The 18,894-nt window shown below is 71.4% G+C and carries 19 protein-coding genes and 1 pseudogene; 9 read left to right on the top strand and 11 right to left on the bottom strand.

The window, feature by feature from the left end; genetic code table 11:
• Window positions 1-28 precede the first annotated feature (28 nt).
• Together SM611_RS19270 and SM611_RS19265 are read right to left on the bottom strand one after the other, a co-directional pair.
• The gene (locus tag SM611_RS19270) at window positions 29-1,309 is read right to left on the bottom strand and encodes a sensor histidine kinase (protein WP_371951129.1); all 1,281 of its coding nucleotides are present in this window, start codon (window positions 1,307-1,309) and stop codon (window positions 29-31) included.
• The gene (locus SM611_RS19265) at window positions 1,306-1,989 is read right to left on the bottom strand and encodes a response regulator transcription factor (RefSeq protein WP_371951127.1); all 684 of its coding nucleotides are present in this window, start codon (window positions 1,987-1,989) and stop codon (window positions 1,306-1,308) included. The genes SM611_RS19270 and SM611_RS19265 overlap by 4 nt, the downstream gene beginning before the upstream one ends.
• 110 nt (window positions 1,990-2,099) lie before the next feature.
• Between SM611_RS19265 and SM611_RS19260 the strand changes: the two genes are divergently transcribed.
• The 3 genes from SM611_RS19260 to SM611_RS19250 all read left to right on the top strand — a co-directional run bounded on the left by SM611_RS19260 (window position 2,100) and on the right by SM611_RS19250 (window position 5,098).
• Window positions 2,100-2,645, top strand: a complete 546-nt coding sequence (locus tag SM611_RS19260) for a hypothetical protein (protein WP_371951126.1) — start codon at window positions 2,100-2,102, stop codon at window positions 2,643-2,645.
• Between the two features lie 156 nt (window positions 2,646-2,801).
• Entirely contained in the window at window positions 2,802-4,613 is a 1,812-nt protein-coding gene (locus SM611_RS19255; protein WP_371951125.1) for a glycoside hydrolase family 15 protein, read from the top strand.
• Window positions 4,610-5,098 (top strand): hypothetical protein, encoded by a 489-nt coding sequence (locus tag SM611_RS19250; RefSeq protein WP_371951123.1) that lies wholly within the window; start codon window positions 4,610-4,612, stop codon window positions 5,096-5,098. The genes SM611_RS19255 and SM611_RS19250 overlap by 4 nt, the downstream gene beginning before the upstream one ends.
• Window positions 5,099-5,401: 303 nt before the next feature.
• On the opposite strand, the gene SM611_RS19245 is transcribed toward SM611_RS19250, so the two are convergent.
• The 4 genes from SM611_RS19245 to SM611_RS19230 form a co-directional block, all read right to left on the bottom strand.
• Window positions 5,402-5,542: a hypothetical protein gene (locus SM611_RS19245; protein ID WP_371942669.1), complete on the bottom strand. Its 141-nt coding sequence runs from the start codon at window positions 5,540-5,542 to the stop codon at window positions 5,402-5,404.
• A 245-nt stretch (window positions 5,543-5,787) separates the two neighbouring features.
• Window positions 5,788-6,270 (bottom strand): excalibur calcium-binding domain-containing protein, encoded by a 483-nt coding sequence (locus tag SM611_RS19240; protein ID WP_371951122.1) that lies wholly within the window; start codon window positions 6,268-6,270, stop codon window positions 5,788-5,790.
• Between the two features lie 115 nt (window positions 6,271-6,385).
• Window positions 6,386-7,972, bottom strand: coding sequence for a serine/threonine-protein kinase (locus SM611_RS19235; RefSeq protein WP_371951120.1), 1,587 nt, complete (start codon window positions 7,970-7,972; stop codon window positions 6,386-6,388).
• Window positions 7,973-8,241: 269 nt separating this feature from the next.
• Complete coding sequence (locus tag SM611_RS19230) at window positions 8,242-8,667, bottom strand: ATP-binding protein (protein ID WP_371951119.1); 426 nt, start codon at window positions 8,665-8,667, stop codon at window positions 8,242-8,244.
• 322 nt (window positions 8,668-8,989) lie between these two features.
• On the opposite strand from SM611_RS19230, the gene SM611_RS19225 reads away from it, so the two are divergent.
• Complete coding sequence (locus SM611_RS19225; protein ID WP_371951117.1) at window positions 8,990-9,862, top strand: helix-turn-helix domain-containing protein; 873 nt, start codon at window positions 8,990-8,992, stop codon at window positions 9,860-9,862.
• A gap of 4 nt (window positions 9,863-9,866) precedes the next feature.
• Window positions 9,867-10,055: a DUF397 domain-containing protein gene (locus SM611_RS19220; RefSeq protein WP_371951115.1), complete on the top strand. Its 189-nt coding sequence runs from the start codon at window positions 9,867-9,869 to the stop codon at window positions 10,053-10,055.
• Between the two features lie 223 nt (window positions 10,056-10,278).
• Here the strand turns inward: SM611_RS19220 and SM611_RS19215 are convergent, their stop codons facing one another.
• Genes SM611_RS19215 through galU form a run of 4 tightly spaced genes read right to left on the bottom strand, consistent with a single transcriptional unit; the run spans window position 10,279 to window position 13,377 of the window.
• The gene (locus tag SM611_RS19215; protein ID WP_371951507.1) at window positions 10,279-10,746 is read right to left on the bottom strand and encodes a MogA/MoaB family molybdenum cofactor biosynthesis protein; all 468 of its coding nucleotides are present in this window, start codon (window positions 10,744-10,746) and stop codon (window positions 10,279-10,281) included.
• An 8-nt stretch (window positions 10,747-10,754) separates the two neighbouring features.
• The gene (gene moaC / locus SM611_RS19210; RefSeq protein WP_371951113.1) at window positions 10,755-11,222 is read right to left on the bottom strand and encodes a cyclic pyranopterin monophosphate synthase MoaC; all 468 of its coding nucleotides are present in this window, start codon (window positions 11,220-11,222) and stop codon (window positions 10,755-10,757) included.
• A complete protein-coding gene (glp, locus tag SM611_RS19205) occupies window positions 11,219-12,424 on the bottom strand; it encodes a molybdotransferase-like divisome protein Glp (RefSeq protein WP_371951112.1) in 1,206 nt (401 codons plus the stop codon). Before glp ends, moaC begins: the two co-directional genes overlap by 4 nt.
• A 26-nt stretch (window positions 12,425-12,450) precedes the next feature.
• Window positions 12,451-13,377 (bottom strand): UTP--glucose-1-phosphate uridylyltransferase GalU, encoded by a 927-nt coding sequence (galU, locus tag SM611_RS19200; protein ID WP_371951110.1) that lies wholly within the window; start codon window positions 13,375-13,377, stop codon window positions 12,451-12,453.
• A gap of 33 nt (window positions 13,378-13,410) precedes the next feature.
• On the opposite strand from galU, the gene SM611_RS19195 reads away from it, so the two are divergent.
• The 3 genes and pseudogenes from SM611_RS19195 to SM611_RS19185 all read left to right on the top strand — a co-directional run.
• The gene (locus SM611_RS19195; protein WP_371951108.1) at window positions 13,411-13,992 is read left to right on the top strand and encodes a 5-formyltetrahydrofolate cyclo-ligase; all 582 of its coding nucleotides are present in this window, start codon (window positions 13,411-13,413) and stop codon (window positions 13,990-13,992) included.
• A 404-nt stretch (window positions 13,993-14,396) separates the two neighbouring features.
• Window positions 14,397-15,881, top strand: a complete 1,485-nt coding sequence (locus SM611_RS19190; protein ID WP_371951107.1) for a potassium/proton antiporter — start codon at window positions 14,397-14,399, stop codon at window positions 15,879-15,881.
• Window positions 15,882-15,990: 109 nt separating this feature from the next.
• A pseudogene (locus tag SM611_RS19185) lies at window positions 15,991-16,179 on the top strand (FmdB family zinc ribbon protein); the annotation flags it as partial.
• 14 nt (window positions 16,180-16,193) lie between these two features.
• On the opposite strand, the gene SM611_RS19180 reads toward SM611_RS19185, so the two are convergent.
• A complete protein-coding gene (locus SM611_RS19180) occupies window positions 16,194-16,379 on the bottom strand; it encodes a hypothetical protein (RefSeq protein ID WP_371951521.1) in 186 nt (61 codons plus the stop codon).
• Between the two features lie 345 nt (window positions 16,380-16,724).
• Between SM611_RS19180 and SM611_RS19175 the strand changes: the two genes are divergently transcribed.
• Complete coding sequence (locus SM611_RS19175) at window positions 16,725-18,848, top strand: MMPL family transporter (RefSeq protein WP_371951106.1); 2,124 nt, start codon at window positions 16,725-16,727, stop codon at window positions 18,846-18,848.
• Window positions 18,849-18,894 lie beyond the last annotated feature (46 nt).

Here is an 18,894-nt window from a genome sequence, read left to right as displayed (position 1 = left end):
GCGGCGCTGCCGCCAGGTTAAGGCTGGGCTAAGAGGCGCGGCCGTGCGGAACACCGAAACGGACCATCACCCGGGCGCCGTCCGCCGGGGACACGCCGAGTTGGAGGCTGCCGCCACTAGCTTCGGCGGTGCGGCGCACGATGTCCAGCCCCAGCCCGGTGGACGAGGCGGTGCTGACGCCGCGGCGCAGCAGATGGCGGCCGCCGAAACCCGGCCCCGCGTCGTCCACCGTCAGATAGACGGCGCCGCTGCGCGCCTGCAGCGCCACACCCAGCGCACCGCCCTCCGGTGTGTGCGAGAAGACGTTGCCGAGCAACGCGTCCAGGCAGGCCGACAGGTCCTCGGCGCGCACCCTGACCTGCAGCGGGCCCGGCGGGACGTCGAGGTCCACGCGGCGGTGCTGCTCGTCCGCCAGCGCCGACCAGAACTCCACCCGCTCCGTCACGACCGCGGTGGCGTCCGCGCACGGCGCGTCCGCACGGACCGGCCTGCGGGTGGCGTTGATGAGGTCGGTGACGGTGCGTTCGAGCACGTCCACCTGGTCGCCGATCCGCTCCGCCTCCGCGGGGTCGCGGAGCGTCTCCGCTTCCAGCCGCAGTACCGTCAGCGGCGTCCGCAGCCGGTGCGACAGGTCCGCCGCCGACTCCCGCTCCCGGGCCAGCAGCTCGTCGATCTGGCCCGCCAGATCGTTCAGCCCGATCGTCACGTCGCGGATCTCGGGGGGCCCGCCCGGTTCGATCCGGACGTCCAGGTCGCCGTGCGAGACCCGCCTCGCCAGGTCGGCCAGCAGCGTGATCCGCCGCACCAGCGAGCGCGCCAGCCGGTCGGCGAGCAGCAGGCTCACCGCCAGCAGCCCGCTGCTCAGCGCCGCGAGGATCCCCCACGCCCGCGTTACACCCGCCCGCATCTGGTGGTCGGACACGAACGCGCGGATCACCGCCGTCCCGCCCGGCACGCCCAGCACCGCCACCAGGATCTCCCGGCCACCGGGCGTCTCCACCGTCAGGCTCTGCCCGCGCTCGGCGAGCCGCACCCCGGGGTCGCGGGCCGCCGCCGCCCCGCTGACCCGCCCGTCCGGCCACAGCACCGTCATCGCATAGCCGCTGGACGCGGTCCGCTGCAGCGCCACCTCGACCGTCCCCCGGTCGCCCGCCGCCACGACCGGCGCCAGCGACTGCGCCCGCACACTCGCCGCCGCCAGCGTCCGCGTCCGCGCGACGTCCTGCACCAGCAGCGCCAGCGGGACGAGGAACGCCACCAGCACGAGCACCACCGTCGCCGCCACCAGCAGCGTGATGTGCCGCCTCACGTCGGATCGACGATCTTGATCCCGGAACCGCGCACCGACCTCAGATACCGGGGCGCCGACGCCGACTCGCCCAGTTTCCGGCGCAACCAGGCCACATGCACGTCGATCGTCTTGTTCGCACCGCCGAGCGGCACCTGCCACACCTCGGTCAGCAGCTCACGTTTCGAGACCACCTGTCCGGGGCGCGAGGCCAGGTAGTACAGCAGGTCGAACTCCCGGGGGGACAGCTCCAGCGTCCGCCCGTCCAGCACCGCCTCGCGCGCCGCCGCGTTCATCCGCAGCCCGCCGACCCGGACCGTCCGCGCCTCGGCGCCCGCCCCCTCGGAACGGCGCAGCACCGCCCTGACCCGGGCATCGAGCTGCCCCGCGCCGAACGGTTTGACCAGATAGTCGTCCGCACCCGCGTCGAGGATCCGCTCGATCTCCCGCTCGTCGTCGCGGGCCGTCGCCACGATCACCGGGACGGCAGAGACCGCGCGGAGCATCCGCAGCACCTCGGAACCGTCCAGATCCGGCAGGCTCAGATCCAGGATCACCAGATCGGGCCGCGCCGTGACGGCCCACCGGATCCCCTCCATGCCGCTCGGCGCCGACGCCACCGCGTGCCCGCGCTCGCCGAGCGCCCGGACGAGCCTGCTGCGCACCTCGAGGTCGTCTTCCACGAGCAACAGTTGGGCCACGCGGCAACGCTAGACCGCCCGCACCCCCACGTGCGGGCGGATCACCCTCTTACTGGCGCCTTAAGGGGGACTTAACCGGCCCTTAGCGCCCAACGTGCAAAAGTCGGCCCATGTCCAAGCACAGTGCGCTTGCCGCCGTGGCGTGGGCGGCGGCCGCTGTCACCGCGATCACCTCGGGCATGGCGGCGATCTCCGCCGTGGGCACCGGCATCACCGACCGCGACACCAAGCCCATGACCCCGCACGAGGTCGCCGTCGCCCTGGCCGCCCCGGCCGCCGCACCGGACCCGTCGCCCTCGCCCCCGCGTCCGTCGCCCCCCGCACCCCGCCCGGCGCCGACGGTCACCGTCACCGAGAAGATCACCACCGCCGTCACCAACCTCGCCTCCGAGGCCGGGGACATCGTCGCCCGCTGCGACCACGGCTCGGCCTACCTCGTCTCCTGGACGCCCCGCCAGGGCTACAGCGTCGGCGACAGCCACCGCGCCCCACCCGGCGAGGTCTTCGTCGAGTTCCGCTCCTACGCCCGCCAGATCACCATGACCGTCACCTGCTACGGCACCCGCCCCAACGCCATCGTCGACCGGACCCGCACGGACCACACCGGCGACCACCCCGACGACCGCCACTCCCGAGACTCCGACCACCACCACTAGGAGCCTGTCAGCGGACGATCTGGGTGGGGTCGCCGTTGCGGAAATCCCTGGGGGTCCCTTGGAGAGTGGACGGAGGCAACGTGCCGTGACCAGGTGAGACGATGGCCTCATGGACGTCGGCGGCCCTCGCGGTGACGGCTCGTACGGTCCGGGCGCATGACGGCCTTCCGGAGCGACGGCTACGTCCGCCTGCGCGACTACGCGGTGATCGGGGACGGGCGGAGCGCCGCGCTGATCGCGGCCGACGGGTCGGTGGACTGGCTGGGCATGCCGGACCTCGACTCCCCCTCGGTGTTCGCCGCCGTCCTGGACCCCGTCCGGGGCGGCCGCTTCCTGCTGGAGCCGGAGGAACCCTTCACCGTCGCGCGCCGGTACCTGCCGGGCACGAACGTGCTGGAGACGACGTTCATCACGGGCCGCGGCAGTGTGCGGGTCACCGACTCGCTGACCCTGGAGAGCCGCGGGACGCTGGGGCCGATGCGGGAGCTGCAACGGCGTCTCGACGGCGTGGCCGGGACCGTTCCGTTGCGCTGGAGCGTCCAGCCGAGGTTCGGTTACGGCGCCCGCCGTCCACGGATCACGAGGCGTGCCGGCGTGCCGGTGGTGGTCGCCGGCGGGGACGCGCTCGCGGTCTGCGCCTGGGACGCGGGTGAGCCGGAGTGCGCCGACGGCGCGATCAGCGGCCGTCTCGAACTGAGCCAGGGGCGGCAGGCCCTGCTGACGGTGCCGTTCGCGCATCAGGAACCGCTCGTCCTGCCGACCCGGTCCGAATGCGATGCCCGCATGGAGCACACCGTCGCGGCCTGGATCGGCTGGTCGCGGGAGCGCTCGTACGAGGGCATGTGGCGGGACGCCGTGCTGCGCAGCGCGCTGGTGCTCAAGCTCTTGATCTTCGCGCCTTCGGGGGCGATCGCGGCCGCGGTGACGTCCTCGCTGCCGGAGGACCTCGGAGGCGAGCGCAACTGGGATTACCGCTTCTCCTGGGTCCGCGACTCGGTGTTCACCCTCGACGCGCTCCTGCGGCTGGGATGCTCCGCCGAGGCCCACGCCTACTTCTGGTGGCTCATGCACGCCACGCAGCTCACGCACCCGCGGCTGCGGGTGCTCTACCGGCTGGACGGCGGCGGCGACGCCCCCGAGCGGACGCTCCCCCTGGAGGGTTATCGCGGTTCCAGGCCGGTGCGGACCGGCAACGCGGCGGGCGCGCAGGTCCAGCTGGACACCTACGGTGAGCTGCTTCAGACCGGCTGGCTGTACGCCGGCGCCGCCGGACGGCTGGACGCGGACCTCGCCCGGCGCCTGGCCGAGCTGGCCGACTTCGTCTGCGCCGCCTGGCAGCGACCGGACTCGGGGATCTGGGAGGTGCGCAGCGCGCCCCTGCACTTCACGCACTCGAAGATGATGTGCTGGGTCGCGCTCGACCGGGCCATCGACCTGTGCGAGCGCGGGCTGATCCGAGGCCGTGGTTCGGCCCGCTGGCGGCTCGTCCGCGACCAGGTGCGCGACTTCGTCGAGACGCGCTGCTTCTCCTCCCGTCTCCGCTGCTACACCCGTTCCGCCGGCAGCTCGGATCTGGACGCCGCCGTGCTGCTCGGTCTCCTGCACGGCTATGCGCGTCCGGGCGATCCCCGCATGCGCGCCACGGTCGACGCCGTGGGGCGGGAGTTGCGCCACGGCCCGTTCGTCGACAGGTATTCGGGCGAGGACGGGCTGGGCGGCACGGAAGGCGCCTTCCTGGCGTGTTCCTTCTGGCTGGCCGAGTGCCTCGCCCGCACCGGGCGCCTGGACCAGGCCGTCGCGTTGATGGACGACCTGATCGGGCTGGCCAACGATGTCGGCCTGTACGGCGAGGAGATCGATGCGGACACCGGCGCCTTCCTGGGGAACCTGCCCCAGGGGCTGAGCCACCTGGCGTTGATCAATGCCGCGTGCGCGATCGGGTCGGCCGCCGAGGAGGCGGCCGGGTGAGCCCCTGGGGGACCGCCGCGGGCGCCTTCGTCGGCACCCTGGTGCTGACGACCGTTCTGCGGGCCGCCAGCGAGTTCAGGCTCACCCGCATGGACCTGCCGTTCCTGCTCGGTACCGCCGTGACCGCGAACCGGGCCCGCGCGAAGGCGATCGGCTACCTCATGCATTTCGCCAACGGGGAGGTGTTCGCGTTCGTCTACTACGGCGTCTTTCTCGCCATCGGCCACGCGGGCTGGTGGCTCGGGGCTCTGTTCGGTCTGCTGCACGGCGTGTTCGCGGGCACCGCGCTGGTGAACATCCTGCTGCCGTTGGTCCACCCGCGGATGGGCAGCCCGCTGACCAGTGCCCCCAGGGTGGCCCTCCTGGAACCCCCGGGCTTCCTGATGCTCAACTACGGGCCCAGCACGCCACTGGTGACCGTCCTCGCCCACACGGGCTTCGGAGCCATAGTCGGAGGTTTCACCTCGCTCGCCCACCAGGGATGACCTGGGGGCGACCCTGGTGAAGGCGCCGGTCAGCCGGGTCTCCCTGGAGGGACGAGTTGGCTACCCCGCTTCGGGTGCCGGGCTTGCGGTCGGTGAGCGTCAGAAGCGCTAAGGCACTCGCTGGACGTCTGGCGGCGGTCCATGATGGGTGCGGGCGGTCCGCGAGGCTATGAAGTCGGGGTGTGGTCGTCGGCTTCCTCTCGGGGGACGGGGGCGGGTGGGTGACGATCCTGCGGCGCGAAAGGAGAACATCACGTGGAGGACGAGCGCCCGTATCTTGCGTGGGAGACTCCGACCCGGCTCTCAGATCTGCACCCGCAAGCGGAACCACGAAGGTGCACCGAATGCCGTCGCGCCGGGAATGAGATTTTCTATCCGGCGCACGAGGTGGTCATTGTCAAGCACCGCCACGAAGGCCAGCCGCTGGGGCATCTCACCGTGCACTGCTCCAAGCATCCTCCCGGTGGCGACTGGGAGAGCGACGATCGCCGGGCGGGCCGGGTCAACAGGACCGGCGAGACCTGCCCGCATTGTTTTGTCCAGATGCCGCTGTCAGGCGTCTGCGCAATGTGTCAAGTCCCAGGAGATGCTTGACCCGCATTTGCGACGGCCTGGACAGCGCGAATCGAGTCGCGTTTCGAGCAGTTGCGGATTGTGTCCCAGGCACCCCGGGTGGCCGCGAGAGGCGTCTACTCGCAGACCACTCCGTCATGGTCGCGGTCCTCGTACCAGGCGTATTCGGGGTCGGTGCCGCGCACGTACGGGCCGAGGCCGTGCCGTTTGGCGGCCGTGCACGTCGGATACCGGGGATCGGTCGACGGGGCCCTCGTCGTCTTTCTCGGCTTCGGACGGGGCTTCGCCGTGGTGCGCTTCGGACGGGGTTCGGCGGTGGTGCGCTTCGGGGTCGGCTGCACCGTCCGCCTGCGGGGGCTCTCGGTGCCGCTGATCTTCGGCGCGGCCGGGCCGGTCGTCTCGGCCGCCGGAGTCGCGGTCGTCGAGCTGCTCGCCGCCGCAGGGGTGCCGGGATCGGGACTGGACGCGATGGCGGCGCCCCCGATGCAACCGGCGAGCAGGCAGCCGAGGCCGACCAGGACGACGCCGAACGCGGGCATGCCGTGTCGCTGCCGCGCGGGCGGCCGGTAGGGCTGCGGCGGGGGTGGTGGTGGGTACATGAGCGTCCTGTCCGTCCGGCGGTGCCTTGGCGGAGGACGGCGTCTGTGGGACGCGCGAGACCACGGAGAACGTTGACACCTGACCCGATCCGGCCACCCCCACGCCCGCGGGACGTCAGGCGACCTCGAAGCCGGTGCAGTCGATCAGGACGGCGGTGCCGTTGGAGTGGACGTGGTAGGCGAGGACGACCCACTCCCCCGACGAGAGCGGCCACGTCGCGTGGTGCTTGCTCTTGAAGTCCCTGGGATACTCGAGCGTCCTCTCCCAGCCCCGCTGCGGCAGCGCGAACGGCTTGGAGAGCTGCGACTCGTCCCAGCCGGTGGCGGGCAGGGCGGGGTAGACGGCCGCGGCCAGGTAGTACGGCGGGTCGGGCACGCCGCCGCCCTCCACCCCGAACCTGATCGTGGCGCTGGATCCGCTCACCTTGCCCGTGGGCGGGTCCACCACCAGCCGCATGGGGATCTGTTCGACGACCGGCACGGCCGGATCGCAGGTCTTGGTCTTGGGCGACCAGTAGAGGTCGTCCGGGGCTCCAGCGATCTTGTTGTTCACGACCGACGGCGAGACCCCGGGATTGGGGTCCGTCTTCTGCCCTCCCGCCGATCCGACCGACCCGGTCGGACGGCCACCGGACCGGCCCGCCCCGGTCGCTGACACACCGGTGGACGGCCCACTGGCCGCGCCGGTGCCCCCATCGCCCTGCAACAGCGACCGCGCACCGAACGACATCGCGAGCACCACGGCGACGACTCCCGCGATGGTGAGCAGGACGGCGGCGCGCGGGCGGGTCGCACCATGGTGGCCGCGTGGCAGCAGGCCGGTGGCGACCGCCTCCTCGGCGCTCGCCGGCGGCGCCGGGGCGATCGAGTGCAGGCGCCGGTAGTCCTCCTCGTCGGTGAGCGCCCCGGTGACGCGGCAACGTTCGAGGAGTTCGGCGGCCGTCGGACGCTGCTGCGGGTCCTTGTGGCCGGCGCTCCGCAGCAGCGCCGCCAGCTGCGGGTCGAGGCCGTCCAGCTCCATCTCCTGGTGGATGCTGCGGTAGACGACGGCCTGTGCGTCACCTCCGCCGAACGGGGGCCTCCCCGTGCACGCGAACGCGACCGTGGCCGCCAGCGCGAACACGTCCATCGCCCGCCCGGTCTCGCCCCGCAGCACCACCTCGGGCGCCAGATAGCCCGGCGTTCCCGCCATCGCCCCGGTACGCGTGATCGCCGTCTGGTCGTCACCGCGCGCGATGCCGAAGTCGATGAGCTTGGGGCCGTCCTTCGCCAGGATCACGTTCTGCGGTTTCAGGTCACGGTGCTCGATCCCGCGAGCGTGCACGTCGGCGACCGCCTCGGCCAGCGTCGCCAGGAGCCGGAGCCCGGCCCGCGGCGAGAACGCTCCATGGGCGGCGACCGCCTGCGCGAGCGTCGGCCCGGGTATGTACTCGGTCGCCAGCCAGTAGGGCAGCTCGTCTAGCTCCGCCCCTACCAGCGCCGCGGTGTGCGGACTCCGGATCGCCTGCACGGTGGCGACCTCGCGCCGGAACCGCGCCAGCGCCTGCGGACCCTCGAAGTCGTCCCGGACGACCTTGATGGCGATGTGCCGGCCGCCCCTGGTCAATGCCAGGTAGACCTGTCCCATTCCGCCCGCGCCGAGCCGGGCCAGCAACTGGTAGCCGCCCAGCTCAGCTGGATCACCGGCTCGCAACGCCTGCACCCATTCACCCCGCAGACCGGAGAAGCACCGATTCGTGCAGGGAATCATGTCGGACGGTGATCACTTGTGGATCACGATATCTGCGTCATGCCCGAATGGCGGTGGACGAGAAGAGCCGGATACAGGCAATCGACCGGACCGCACCGATCCCGTCGATCAGGCCCGGCACTACCGTGACACCGCCATCAAGAGCGTCGCGAAAGGCGGCGATGACGGTCGAGTGGACCTGCCGGCCGACCCGTTCGTGAAGGGCGGCATGGCCCCCTGCTTCACGCCACGTCCCCGGCGTGGAACACCGCGGTGACCGTGCGGCCCCGGTCGTTGCCGTGCCAGCCCCACGACTCGGCGGTGAGGGAAATGGTCCGCAGGCCCCGGCCCGATTCGTCGGTCACGGCGGCGTCGCGCGCCACGGGTTCCCCCGGCCCGCCCTGGTCGGCGACGGAGACGGCCACCATGTCCCCCACGAACCGGACCTCGACGGTGAACGACCCGCCCTCCTGCCCCGAGCTCGTGTGCCTGAGCGCGTTCACCACGAGCTCGTCCACGGTGAGGACGACGTCGTCCAGGCAGGGGCGATCGGCCAGCAGGCCGGAGACGAACCGGCGGGCCGTGCGGGCCTGTGTGGCGTTGCCGGAGAACGTCCGTCGCCAGCACAGCGCCGCGGGCGCGGTGTGGGCGGGAAGCGTCGAGAGCATGGGCACTCCATGAGCTGAAGTCGTCGGGATGCGGATGGACACCTGCGCGGTGGCCACATGCTCACACGCAGCGACGCCGCGGAGGGGCGAAGTGCGCTGGTCAGAGCGATCCGGGACGTGATTCATGCTTCCCGGCCGCCGAACGTTCGCGAGCCGGACGTTCGGCGGCCGGGACGTTCCTTTTCACCGGCTCGTGTCCGGATCAGGTCATGAGCCGCACACCATGAATGGCGAACGCATAGCGTTATCAATGTCAACGCAAAGTAATTCCTCGTGGTCGTCGCGTGCGCCGACGTATCGCGAGGTTTCCGGGAGGTCGCTGATGGCCAGCCCCTATATTCGACGCCGCCGCCTCGCCGACGAGCTGCGCAGGCTCCGCGAGGCACGCGGCCTCACCACCGACGAGCTGGCCCGGCTCGTCTACCAGTCCCGCACCAAGATCTCCAAGCTGGAGAACGCCCAGATCCGCCCGGACCTCGCCGAGGTCGTCACGCTTCTCGAAGCACTCGACGTCACCGAAAAGCAGTACGAGAGAATCTTCAAGATCGCGCGTACGGCGGCGAGCAAGGGCTGGTGGGACAAGTACGGCAACGCGATGGGGGACCGTCAGCGTCTCTATGCCGACCTGGAGTCAGGCGCCGACGCCATCCGCAGCTACAACCAGACGGGCATCCCCGCCGTCCTGCAGACGCCTGAACTCATCGCGGCCCTGATCGAACGCGACCAGGCGGCAGGCCCCATCACCTACCGCCCCGACCGCATGACCGACGCCCGCATGCGCCGACAGCAACATCTCCTCAGCCCGGACGGCCCTACCTACGACACCGTCCTCGACGAATGCGTGATCTACCGGCTCGGAGTCCCGCGAGAGGTCATGAGTGCCCAGCTCAGGCACATGGCCGAGGCCATCTCAGCAGAGCCGCGCATTTCCCTGCGCGTCCTGCGCTACAACGCCTACCTATCGGGCGTCCTCATGCCCAAGTCCTCCTTTTCGCTTTACGCCTTCCCTGAGAAGGGCGACCCGCCGATGGCCGTGGTTGACACAGTCACCACCGACCTCATACTCACCGACAGACACGAGGTGGCAGGGTATACCGGACACTACGATCTCTTGAGGAAGGTCGCGCTGCCCCCGACGGACAGCCTGGCCTTCCTGGCCCAAGCGGCCGAGCGACTGGACGACGGGACGGAATGACCGCATGAGCGCGAAGTACAACCACTGGCACAAATCACGACACAGCGATCCAAATGGCGACTGTGTAGAGGTGGCCAAGGGTTCCGGCGGAACTATCGGTGTTCGCGACTCCAAGGCTGGGACGCCTGACATCGTCCTTGAACTCAGCCGCACCGAGTGGGCGCATTTGCTCACCCGCCTCCGCAACGTCTGACTTCTCGCTCCTGGGCTGGACCGCCCGGCCTTGAGATCGGCCAAGACCACCGCTACACCGCCCGCCAGGCCGCCGGCCGTCAAAGAACGCCCGCATTGGCGGCGCCGACTCATGATCATGTCCCGCCGGCATCCGGGACAGCGCGCCGCGTACGGCAGGGGCGGGGATACGCGCCGGTGAATCGAGCAGCTCGGCGGCCTCGCGCGCCGCAGGTTCGCGCAGGTCAGGGGCGGGGGTGGTCGCCGCCTCCGATCTGGTCGACGGCGTGGGCCAGGACGCGGGCCAGGACGGTCATGCCGTCGCGGACGCCGCCGGTCGAGCCGGGCAGGTTGACGATCAGGGTGCGGCCCGCGACACCGGCGAGGCCCCGGGACAGGATCGCGGCGGGCACCTTGTCGCGGCCCTCCAGGCGGATGGCCTCGGCGATGCCCGGGATCTCCCATTCGAGGACCTGGCGGGTCATTTCGGGGGTCTCGTCGGTCGGAGTGAGGCCCGTGCCGCCGGACGTGACAACAACGTCGTAGCCCTGGGCGACCGCGTCGCGGAGGACCTCGGCGACCGGGGCGCCGTCGGGGATCACCACCGGGCCGTCCACCTGGCAGCCCAGGTCCTCCAGCATCTCGACCAGGACGGGCCCGGACTTGTCCGCGTAGACGCCCGCCGCGGCGCGGTTGGAGACGGTGACCGCCATCGCCCTGATCACCGGCGCCACACCCCGGTCTTGCCGCCGGTCTTCTCCTCGACCCGGACATCGTTGATCACGGCGGCGGGGTCGACGGCCTTCACCATGTCGATCAGGGCCAGCGCGGCGACGCTGACGGAGGTGAGCGCCTCCATCTCGACGCCGGTGCGGTCGGCGGTGCGGGTGACGGCCGTGATCGCGACACCGTCGTCCCGGATCTCCAGGTCGACCGTGACGCCGTGCAGGGCGATGGGGTGGCAGAGGGGGACGAGGTCCGGGACGCGCTTGGCCCCCATGATCCCGGCGATGCGGGCCACGGAGAGGGCGTCACCCTTGGGGATGTCGCCGGCGCGCAGGAGGGCGACGCAGTCGGGCGAGAGGCGGACGAAACCGGTCGCGGTTGCGGTGCGGGCGGAGACGTCCTTCGCCGACACGTCGACCATGCGGGCGGAGCCCGTGTCGTCCAGGTGGGTGAACTCCGTCACGACGGCAACCTCAGAACGTTGACGTGGGAACCGGCGGGCATGGCCTCGACGTCCTCCGGGAGCTCGATGAGCGCGTTCGCGGACGAGAGGGAGCCGAGCTGGTGCGAGCCCTGGACGTCGGCGGCGGTGACGCTGTAGCCGCGGTCGAATGACAGTCTGCCGCGCAGGTAATGGCGCAGACCGGCAGGGGACTTGATGTCCTCCGCCAGGACGGCGCTCACGGTGGGCAGTGGTTCCGGAGCCAGGCCCTGCATGGCGAGCAGTGCGGGACGCACGAAAACCTGGAACGAGACGTATGCGCTTACGGGGTTCCCAGGGAGGGTGAACACGGGCGTGCCTTCGAGGAGCCCGAACCCTTGGGGCTTGCCCGGACGCATGCGCACCTTGTGGAAGTCGACCGTCCCGGTTCCCGTGAGGACTTCCTTGACCACGTCCCTGGTGCCCATGGAGACGCCGCCGGTGGTGACGATGGCATCGGCCCGGACGAGCTGGTCGTGGAGCATCTCCAGGACCTTGGCGGGCTCGTCCACGACCGTGGCCTGCCGGAAACCCACTCCCCCGGCCTCGGCCACGGCCGCGGTGAGCATGAAGCTGTTGGACTCCCAGATCTGGCCCGGCGCCAGAGTGGAACCGGGCTCGCGCAGCTCGTCGCCTGTGGCGACCACCACGACGCGGGGCTTCGGACGTACCGTCACCCGGGGCCGTCCCACCGCGGCGATCATGCCGAGCTGGGGCGCGTTCAGGCGCGTCCCCGCGTCCGCGACGACCTGGCCGGCCAGGACGTCCTCACCGGCGCGGCGGATGTAGTTGCCCGGCGGGGCGGCGCGGAAGATCTGGACGTTGGCGTTCCCGCCGTCCGTCCACTCGACGGGGATGACCGCGTCGGCACCGGCGGGCAGCGGCGCGCCCGTCATGATCCGCGCGGTCAGGCCGGGCCGGATCGCCGACACGCCGGTGTCGCCCGCGACGATGTCGCCGACGACGGGCAGCGCGACCGGGGCGGCGTCGGTGGCCGCCGCGATGTCGGCCGCGACGACGGCGTAGCCGTCCATCGCGGAGTTGTCGAACGGCGGCAGCGGCACCGGCGCGGAGACGGGCTCGGCGAGCACCGTTCCGTGCGCCTCCAGCAGCGCCAGGTCGAGCGGCGGCAGCACCGTCACCCTGCCGAGGATCTCCGTCAGATGCTCATCGACCGTTCTCATGACCACGTTCCCAGTCTGGCGGGTCGTCACGCGCCGCCCGCGTCCCCCACGCCGTCGTGCTGCCGGACGAACTCGCGCAGCCACGGGATGAACTCCGGCGCCAGGTCAGGACGTTCCGCTGCGAACTGGACGACCGTCCGCAGGTACTCCAGCTTGTTGCCGGTGTCGTAGCGGCGACCGCGGAACTTCACGCCGAAGACGCCCCCGCCCTGGTCCGCGGGCGTGTCGGCGAGGGTGCGCAGCGCGTCGGTCAGCTGGATCTCGCCGCCGCGGCCGGGCGGTGTCTTCTCCAGGACGTCGAACACGGCGGGGTCGCAGACGTACCGGCCGATGATGATCCAGTTGCTCGGCGCCTCCTCGGCGGCGGGCTTCTCGACGAGGTCGGAGATGCGGACGACGTCGTCCTCGTCCGTCGCCTCGATGGCCGCGCACCCGTACGCCGAGACCTGGTCGGGCTCGACCTCCATCAGCGCGACGACGCTGCCGCCGTACTGGTTCCGCACCTCGATCATGCGGCGCAGCAGCTTGTCGCGGGCGTCGATCATGTCGTCGCCGAGCAGGACCGCGAACGGCTCCCGGCCGACGTGCTGGCGGGCGCAGTGCACGGCGTGCCCGAGCCCGCGCGGCTCGCCCTGCCGGACGTAGTGCATGATCGCGAGGTCGCTGGACTCGCGCACCGCCTCCAGCCGCCCGTCGTCACCCTTGGCGCGCAGTGCCTCCTCGAGCTCGTAGGCTCGGTCGAAGTGGTCCTCGATGGACCGCTTGCTGCGGCCGGTGATCATCAGGACGTCGCTGAGGCCGGCGTCGACCGCCTCCTCGACGACGTACTGGATCGCCGGTTTGTCGACGATGGGCAGCATTTCCTTGGGAGTCGCCTTGGTGGCGGGCAAGAATCGGGTACCGAGGCCGGCCGCCGGGACGACCGCCTTGAGCACAGGTGCAATGTCGGCCATGTACCGACCCTAGCCATCCGTGAGGACGACAGCGTGCAGGACATCGTTTCGAAGACCGATCTTCGTGCGGAATTGCTCGGACGACGTGCGGCGATGCCGCCGGAGGCCCGTTCCGCGGCGGCACGCCCGATCCGGGACGCGCTCCTGACCGTCCCGGAGGTGGAGATGGCCGGGACGATCGCGGCGTACGTGTCGATCGGCGACGAGCCGGACACGCGCAGCCTGCTGTTCGCCCTCTGGAAGCGCGGGACGTACGTGCTGGTCCCCCGCCTGCTCCCGGACGGCGATCTGGACTGGGCGTCCTACGAGGGCCCCGACTCGCTCGTGCCGGGGGCGCGCGGCTGCCTGGAGCCGTCCGAGCCGCCGCGCGGGCCGGGCGCCATCGCCGGTGCGGACGTCGTCCTCACCCCGGCGGTCGCCGTCGACCGGACGGGCGTGCGCCTCGGTCGCGGCGGCGGCTCCTACGACCGGGCGCTGGCGCGGGTCGGCCCGGCGATCCTGACGGTCGCGCTGCTGTACGACGGCGAGCTGGTGCAGACCCTGCCGACCGAGCCGCACGACCGGCGCGTCCGCGCCGTCGTGACGCCGTCCAAGGGCCTGGTCCGGCTCGGCTGACCTGCGGCGTCCGGACGGTGGGCGGGCTCGTAAGGTGAGGATGAGACCGCGTGGCCGGGGGGACGCGGGCGGACGAGGGCGCGTCAGGAGGTTCGGGTCGACGGGGCGCCGGGACCCCGGCCGCCGGACCATCCGCCGCTCGCGTGAGGACGCCCTGCCGTCGCCGCACGCGGCGGGTCCGGCGGTCCGGTCGCGGCCGAACCTGATCACGGCGGCGGGCCACGACGCCACCGCGGCGGTTCTGGGACAGGACGTGCAGAACATCATCAACGAGGTAAATGTGCAGGTCACACGGCGGTAGCCTGCGTTCCCGACATGCCGTCACTCAACCGGAAATGCGCGATCGGGTCCTGAATCTGTAGGATCTCTAAACGATCAACTTTGACGACCTCGAAGGGTGGGATGTGCACCTCGACATCTGGCTACTCCTCGGGGCCACGCTCGTACTCTGCGCCATCGTCGCCGTCCGGCTGTCCCACAAGGCGGGGCTCCCGACCCTGCTGGCGTACATGGCCCTCGGCCTGTTCATCGGCGAGTCCGGTCCCCTCCACATCCGCTTCGACGACGCCGAACTGGCCGAGACGCTCGGCCTCGCCGCACTCGTCCTGATCCTCGCCGAGGGCGGCATCACCACCAGCTGGCGGCGGATGCGGCCGTCGGTGCCCGTCGCGATCAGCGTGTCCACCATCGGCACCCTGATCAGCATCGGCATCGTGGCGGTCGCCGCCATGTGGCTCGTCGGGATGGACTGGCGTCCCGCGTTCCTGCTCGGCGCCGTGCTCGCGCCGACCGACGCGGCCGCCGTGTTCTCCGTGCTGCGGCGACTGCCGCTGCCCTCACGGCTGATGGGCCTGCTGGAGGGCGAATCCGGCTTCAACGACGCCCCCGTCGTCATCATCGTGGTCACGCTCAGCGCCCACAGCACCGCGCCCAACCTGGCCGAGCTGCTCGGCGTGATGGTCTACGAACTCGCCGCCGGCGCCGTCATCGGGATCGCGATCGGCTGGCTCGGCGCGCAGGGGCTGCGACGCATCGCGCTGCCCGCCTCCGGCCTCTACCCCATCGCGGTGCTGTCGCTGGCCGTCGCCTCCTACGGCGCCGCCTCCCTGCTGCACGCGAGCGGGTTCCTGGCCGTCTACGTAGGCGCGGTCGTCCTCGGGAACGCCCGGCTCCCGCACCGTCCCGCGACCCGGGGCTTCGCGGAAGGCATCGGCTGGCTCGCCCAGATCGGGCTCTTCGTGATGCTCGGGCTGCTCGCCGACCCCGGCGATCTCCCCGGCCAGATCGTGCCCGCGCTCATCATCGGGTCCGTGCTGCTGCTCGTCGCCCGCCCGGTGTCGGTCGCGCTGTCCACGATCGGGTTCAAGCTGACGTGGGGCGAGAAGATCTTCACGTCCTGGGCGGGGCTGCGGGGCGCGGTGCCGATCGTCCTCGCCACGATCCCGATGGTCGCGGAGGTCCCGAGCGCCGACCGGCTGTTCGCGATCGTGTTCAACATCGTCGTCGTGTTCACCCTGGTGCAGGGCCCCATGCTGCCGCTCGTGTCGCGCTGGTGCCGGCTGCGGAGCGACGAGCAGGCGCGCGAGGTGGACGTGGAGGCGGCGCCCCTGGAGGAACTGCACGCCGACCTGCTGGAGGTCCGGATCCCGGCCGACTCGATGATGAGCGGCGTGGAGATCTTCGAGCTGCGGCTGCCGCCCGGCGCGTCGGTGACCCTGATCGTGCGGGACGGGGCGAGCTTCGTCCCCGAGCCCACCACGCCCTTGCAGGCGGGCGACACGCTCCTGGTCGTGACCACCGACTCCGTGCGCGAGGCCGCCGAGCGGCGGCTGCGCGCGGTCAGCCGCAAGGGACGGCTGGCGGGCTGGTTCGGCGAGACCGGCGCCTGACGTCCCGCGCCCGGCCTCCCGGCCCGGCCGGGTGCTTTCCTGACCGGTCAGGGAACAGGCCGGGGGCGAATCGTGTTCCACACCTGGGTACCATTAGCAGTCGTTCAAAGTGAGTGCCAGTCCGGACTCCGCCGGGCTGAGTCAGCTAGGAGGAACCGTGCCGACGTATCAGTACGTTTGCACCGAGTGCGGCGAGCCTCTGGAGGTCGTGCAGAAGTTCAGCGACGACGCGCTGACCGATTGCCCGGCGTGCAGCGGCAGGCTCCGCAAGGTCTTCTCCGCGGCGGGAATCATCTTCAAGGGGTCGGGCTTCTACCGCACCGACAGCCGCGGCTCCGGCAAGTCGTCCTCGACCGTGGGCTCGTCGTCCAACGGCTCGTCCTCGTCCGAGGGTTCGTCCTCGTCCGAGGGCTCGGCCTCGTCCAGCGGCTCCTCGGGCGGTGACTCCGGCACGTCGTCCTCGTCCTCGTCGGCCGGGTCGACCTCGACGTCCGGCACGTCGTCCTCATCGGAAAAGGTCGCCTGACCTCCTAGGACTCCGCACGCCTCACCCGGCGGACCCGCAGCGGTCCGCCGGGCTTTCGGCGTGTCCGGGGTGCCGACTACATCTCAAGAGGTAGCCGGCGGCCCGTACCTGCCTCGAACGACGTAGCGGCGTTCCCTTCTCGCGCCCGACGCGCGGCGCGCGCATCCCGGCGACGATTGAGGGGATGGGAGCCGGGGGCTCCGCCTCCCGTCCACCAGATTCGCGATATTACTTGACATGTCTCGGCCAGCGAGAGATCCTGAGCCAACGCGACATATCTTGATTGCGCCGATCGACACCGTCTTCGGGAGAGGGACATGACCGCACCAAGCCCGGCACCGCCCAGATCGCCGGCCCACCGCGTGGCCGGCCTGATCGCCGGACGGCACACCAAATGGGCCGTCCTGACCCTGTGGATCGTGCTGCTGGCGGCCCTCGGCCCGCTCGCCGGGAAGCTCGGCGACGTCGAGGAGAACGACGCGGCGGCATGGCTGCCCGCCGGCGCGGAGTCGACCCAGGTCGTCCAGCTGGAGGAGCGGTTCCGCAAGGACGAGACGATGCTCGCCGTCATCGTCTACGAGCGCTCCGGCGGCATCACCGCGGCCGACCGCGCCAAGGCCCAGGCGGACGTGGCCGGGCTGCAGAAGCTCCCCGGAGCCCAGCAGGTGCAGGGACCGTTCCCGTCCAAGGACGGCAAGGCCCTGCAGACCCTCGTCCCCCTCACCGACGTGGACATCACCAAGGCCATCGACGACGCGCGCGACATCGCCAAGCGCGGGCCCCCAGGACTGAACGCGCACGTCACCGGTCCCGCCGGCAGCGGCGCCGACATGTTCACCGTCTTCGAGAGCCTCGACGGGTTCCTGCTGATGGCCGCGGGCCTCGTCGTCATCGTGCTGCTGCTCTTCATCTACCGCAGCCCCGTCCTCTGGTTCGTCCCGGTGCTCAGCGCCGTCTTCGCCCTGGGCCTGGCCCAGTCGACGATCTATCTGCTCGCCAAGTACGCGGACCTCACCGTCAACGGGCAGAGCGCGGGCATCCTGACCGTCCTCGTCTTCGGGGTCGCCACCGACTACGCCCTGCTGCTCGTCGCCCGCTACCGGGAGGAACTCCACCGCCACGAGGACCGGCACGAGGCCATGGCCTTCGCGCTGCGCCGCGCGGCGCCCGCCGTCATCGCGTCCGCCGCCACCGTCGCGGTCGGCCTGCTGTGCCTGCTGCTCGCGGACATGAACTCCACCGCGGGACTGGGGCCGGTGGCCGCCGTCGGCGTCCTCCTCGCCCTCGCCGCCATGACCACCCTGCTGCCGGCCCTCCTCGTCATCTTCGGCCGCTGGCTGTTCTGGCCGCTCGTCCCCCGGTACGACGAGAAGTACCTCAAGCCGGAGGCGTACGAGGCCGAGCACAGCGTGTGGAGCCGCGTGGCCGGTCTGGTGGGCAGGCGCCCGCGCGCGATCTGGGCCGTCACCATGCTGGGCCTGATCGTCCTCAGTCTGGGGCTGGGATCGCTCAAGGCCGACGGGCTCTCGGACGCCGGGCAGTTCACCGGAACCCCCGACTCCGTGAGGGGCTCGGAGGTCGTCGCCCGGCACTTCCCCGCGGGATCCGGCGCGCCCGCCGTCGTCATCGGCCAGGCGTCGGCGTCCGGCCGGCTGGCCGAGACCGTGCGCGGGACGCCCGGCGTCGCCGAAGTCGGCCAGCCCGCGACCGTGGACGGCCTGGTCAAGTACGAGGCGGTCCTGAAGGACCCGGCCGACAGCGAGGCCGCCCGCACGACCATCGACCGGCTGCGCAGCGCCGTGCACGCCGTCCCGTCCGCGGACGCGAAGGTCGGCGGGACGACCGCCACCTCGCTGGACATCAAGCGCGCCTCGACCCGCGACAACAAGGTGATCATCCCGATCGTGCTGGGCGTGGTCTTCCTGATCCTCATGGCGCTGCTGCGCGCGGCCGTCGCGCCGCTGCTGATGATCGGCACCGTCGTGCTGTCGTTCCTGGCGTCCCTCGGCGCCTGCGCGATGATCTTCACGCACGGCTTCGGGTTCGAGGGCACCGACGCGGGCTTCCCGCTGCTGGCCTTCATCTTCCTGGTCGCGCTGGGGGTCGACTACAACATCTTCCTGATGCACCGCGTCCGGGAGGAATCGCAGGCGCTCGGCACCCGCCGCGGCATCCAGCGCGGCCTCACCGTCACCGGCGGGGTGATCACCTCGGCCGGGCTGGTGCTGGCCGCCACCTTCGCGGCCATGCTCACGCTGCCGCTGGTGGGGATGGTCGAGCTGGGCTTCGTGGTCGCCTTCGGCGTCCTGCTCGACACGCTCATCGTCCGGTCCCTGCTGCTGCCGGCCCTGTCGCACGACATCGGACGGCGGATCTGGGCGCCGGGACGCCTCGCCAAGGCACCGGCCCCGGAGCCCAAGGTCCTGGAGCCGGTCGGCTGACGGACCACCCCGGTTCCCGAGGCCGGGGCGAGGGGCCCGGCCGCGG

It is taken from the genome of Actinomadura monticuli (assembly GCF_041463655.1).
Classification (GTDB): Bacteria; Actinomycetota; Actinomycetes; order Streptosporangiales; family Streptosporangiaceae; genus Spirillospora; species Spirillospora monticuli.
This window is presented reverse-complemented; position numbering and strand designations above follow the sequence as displayed.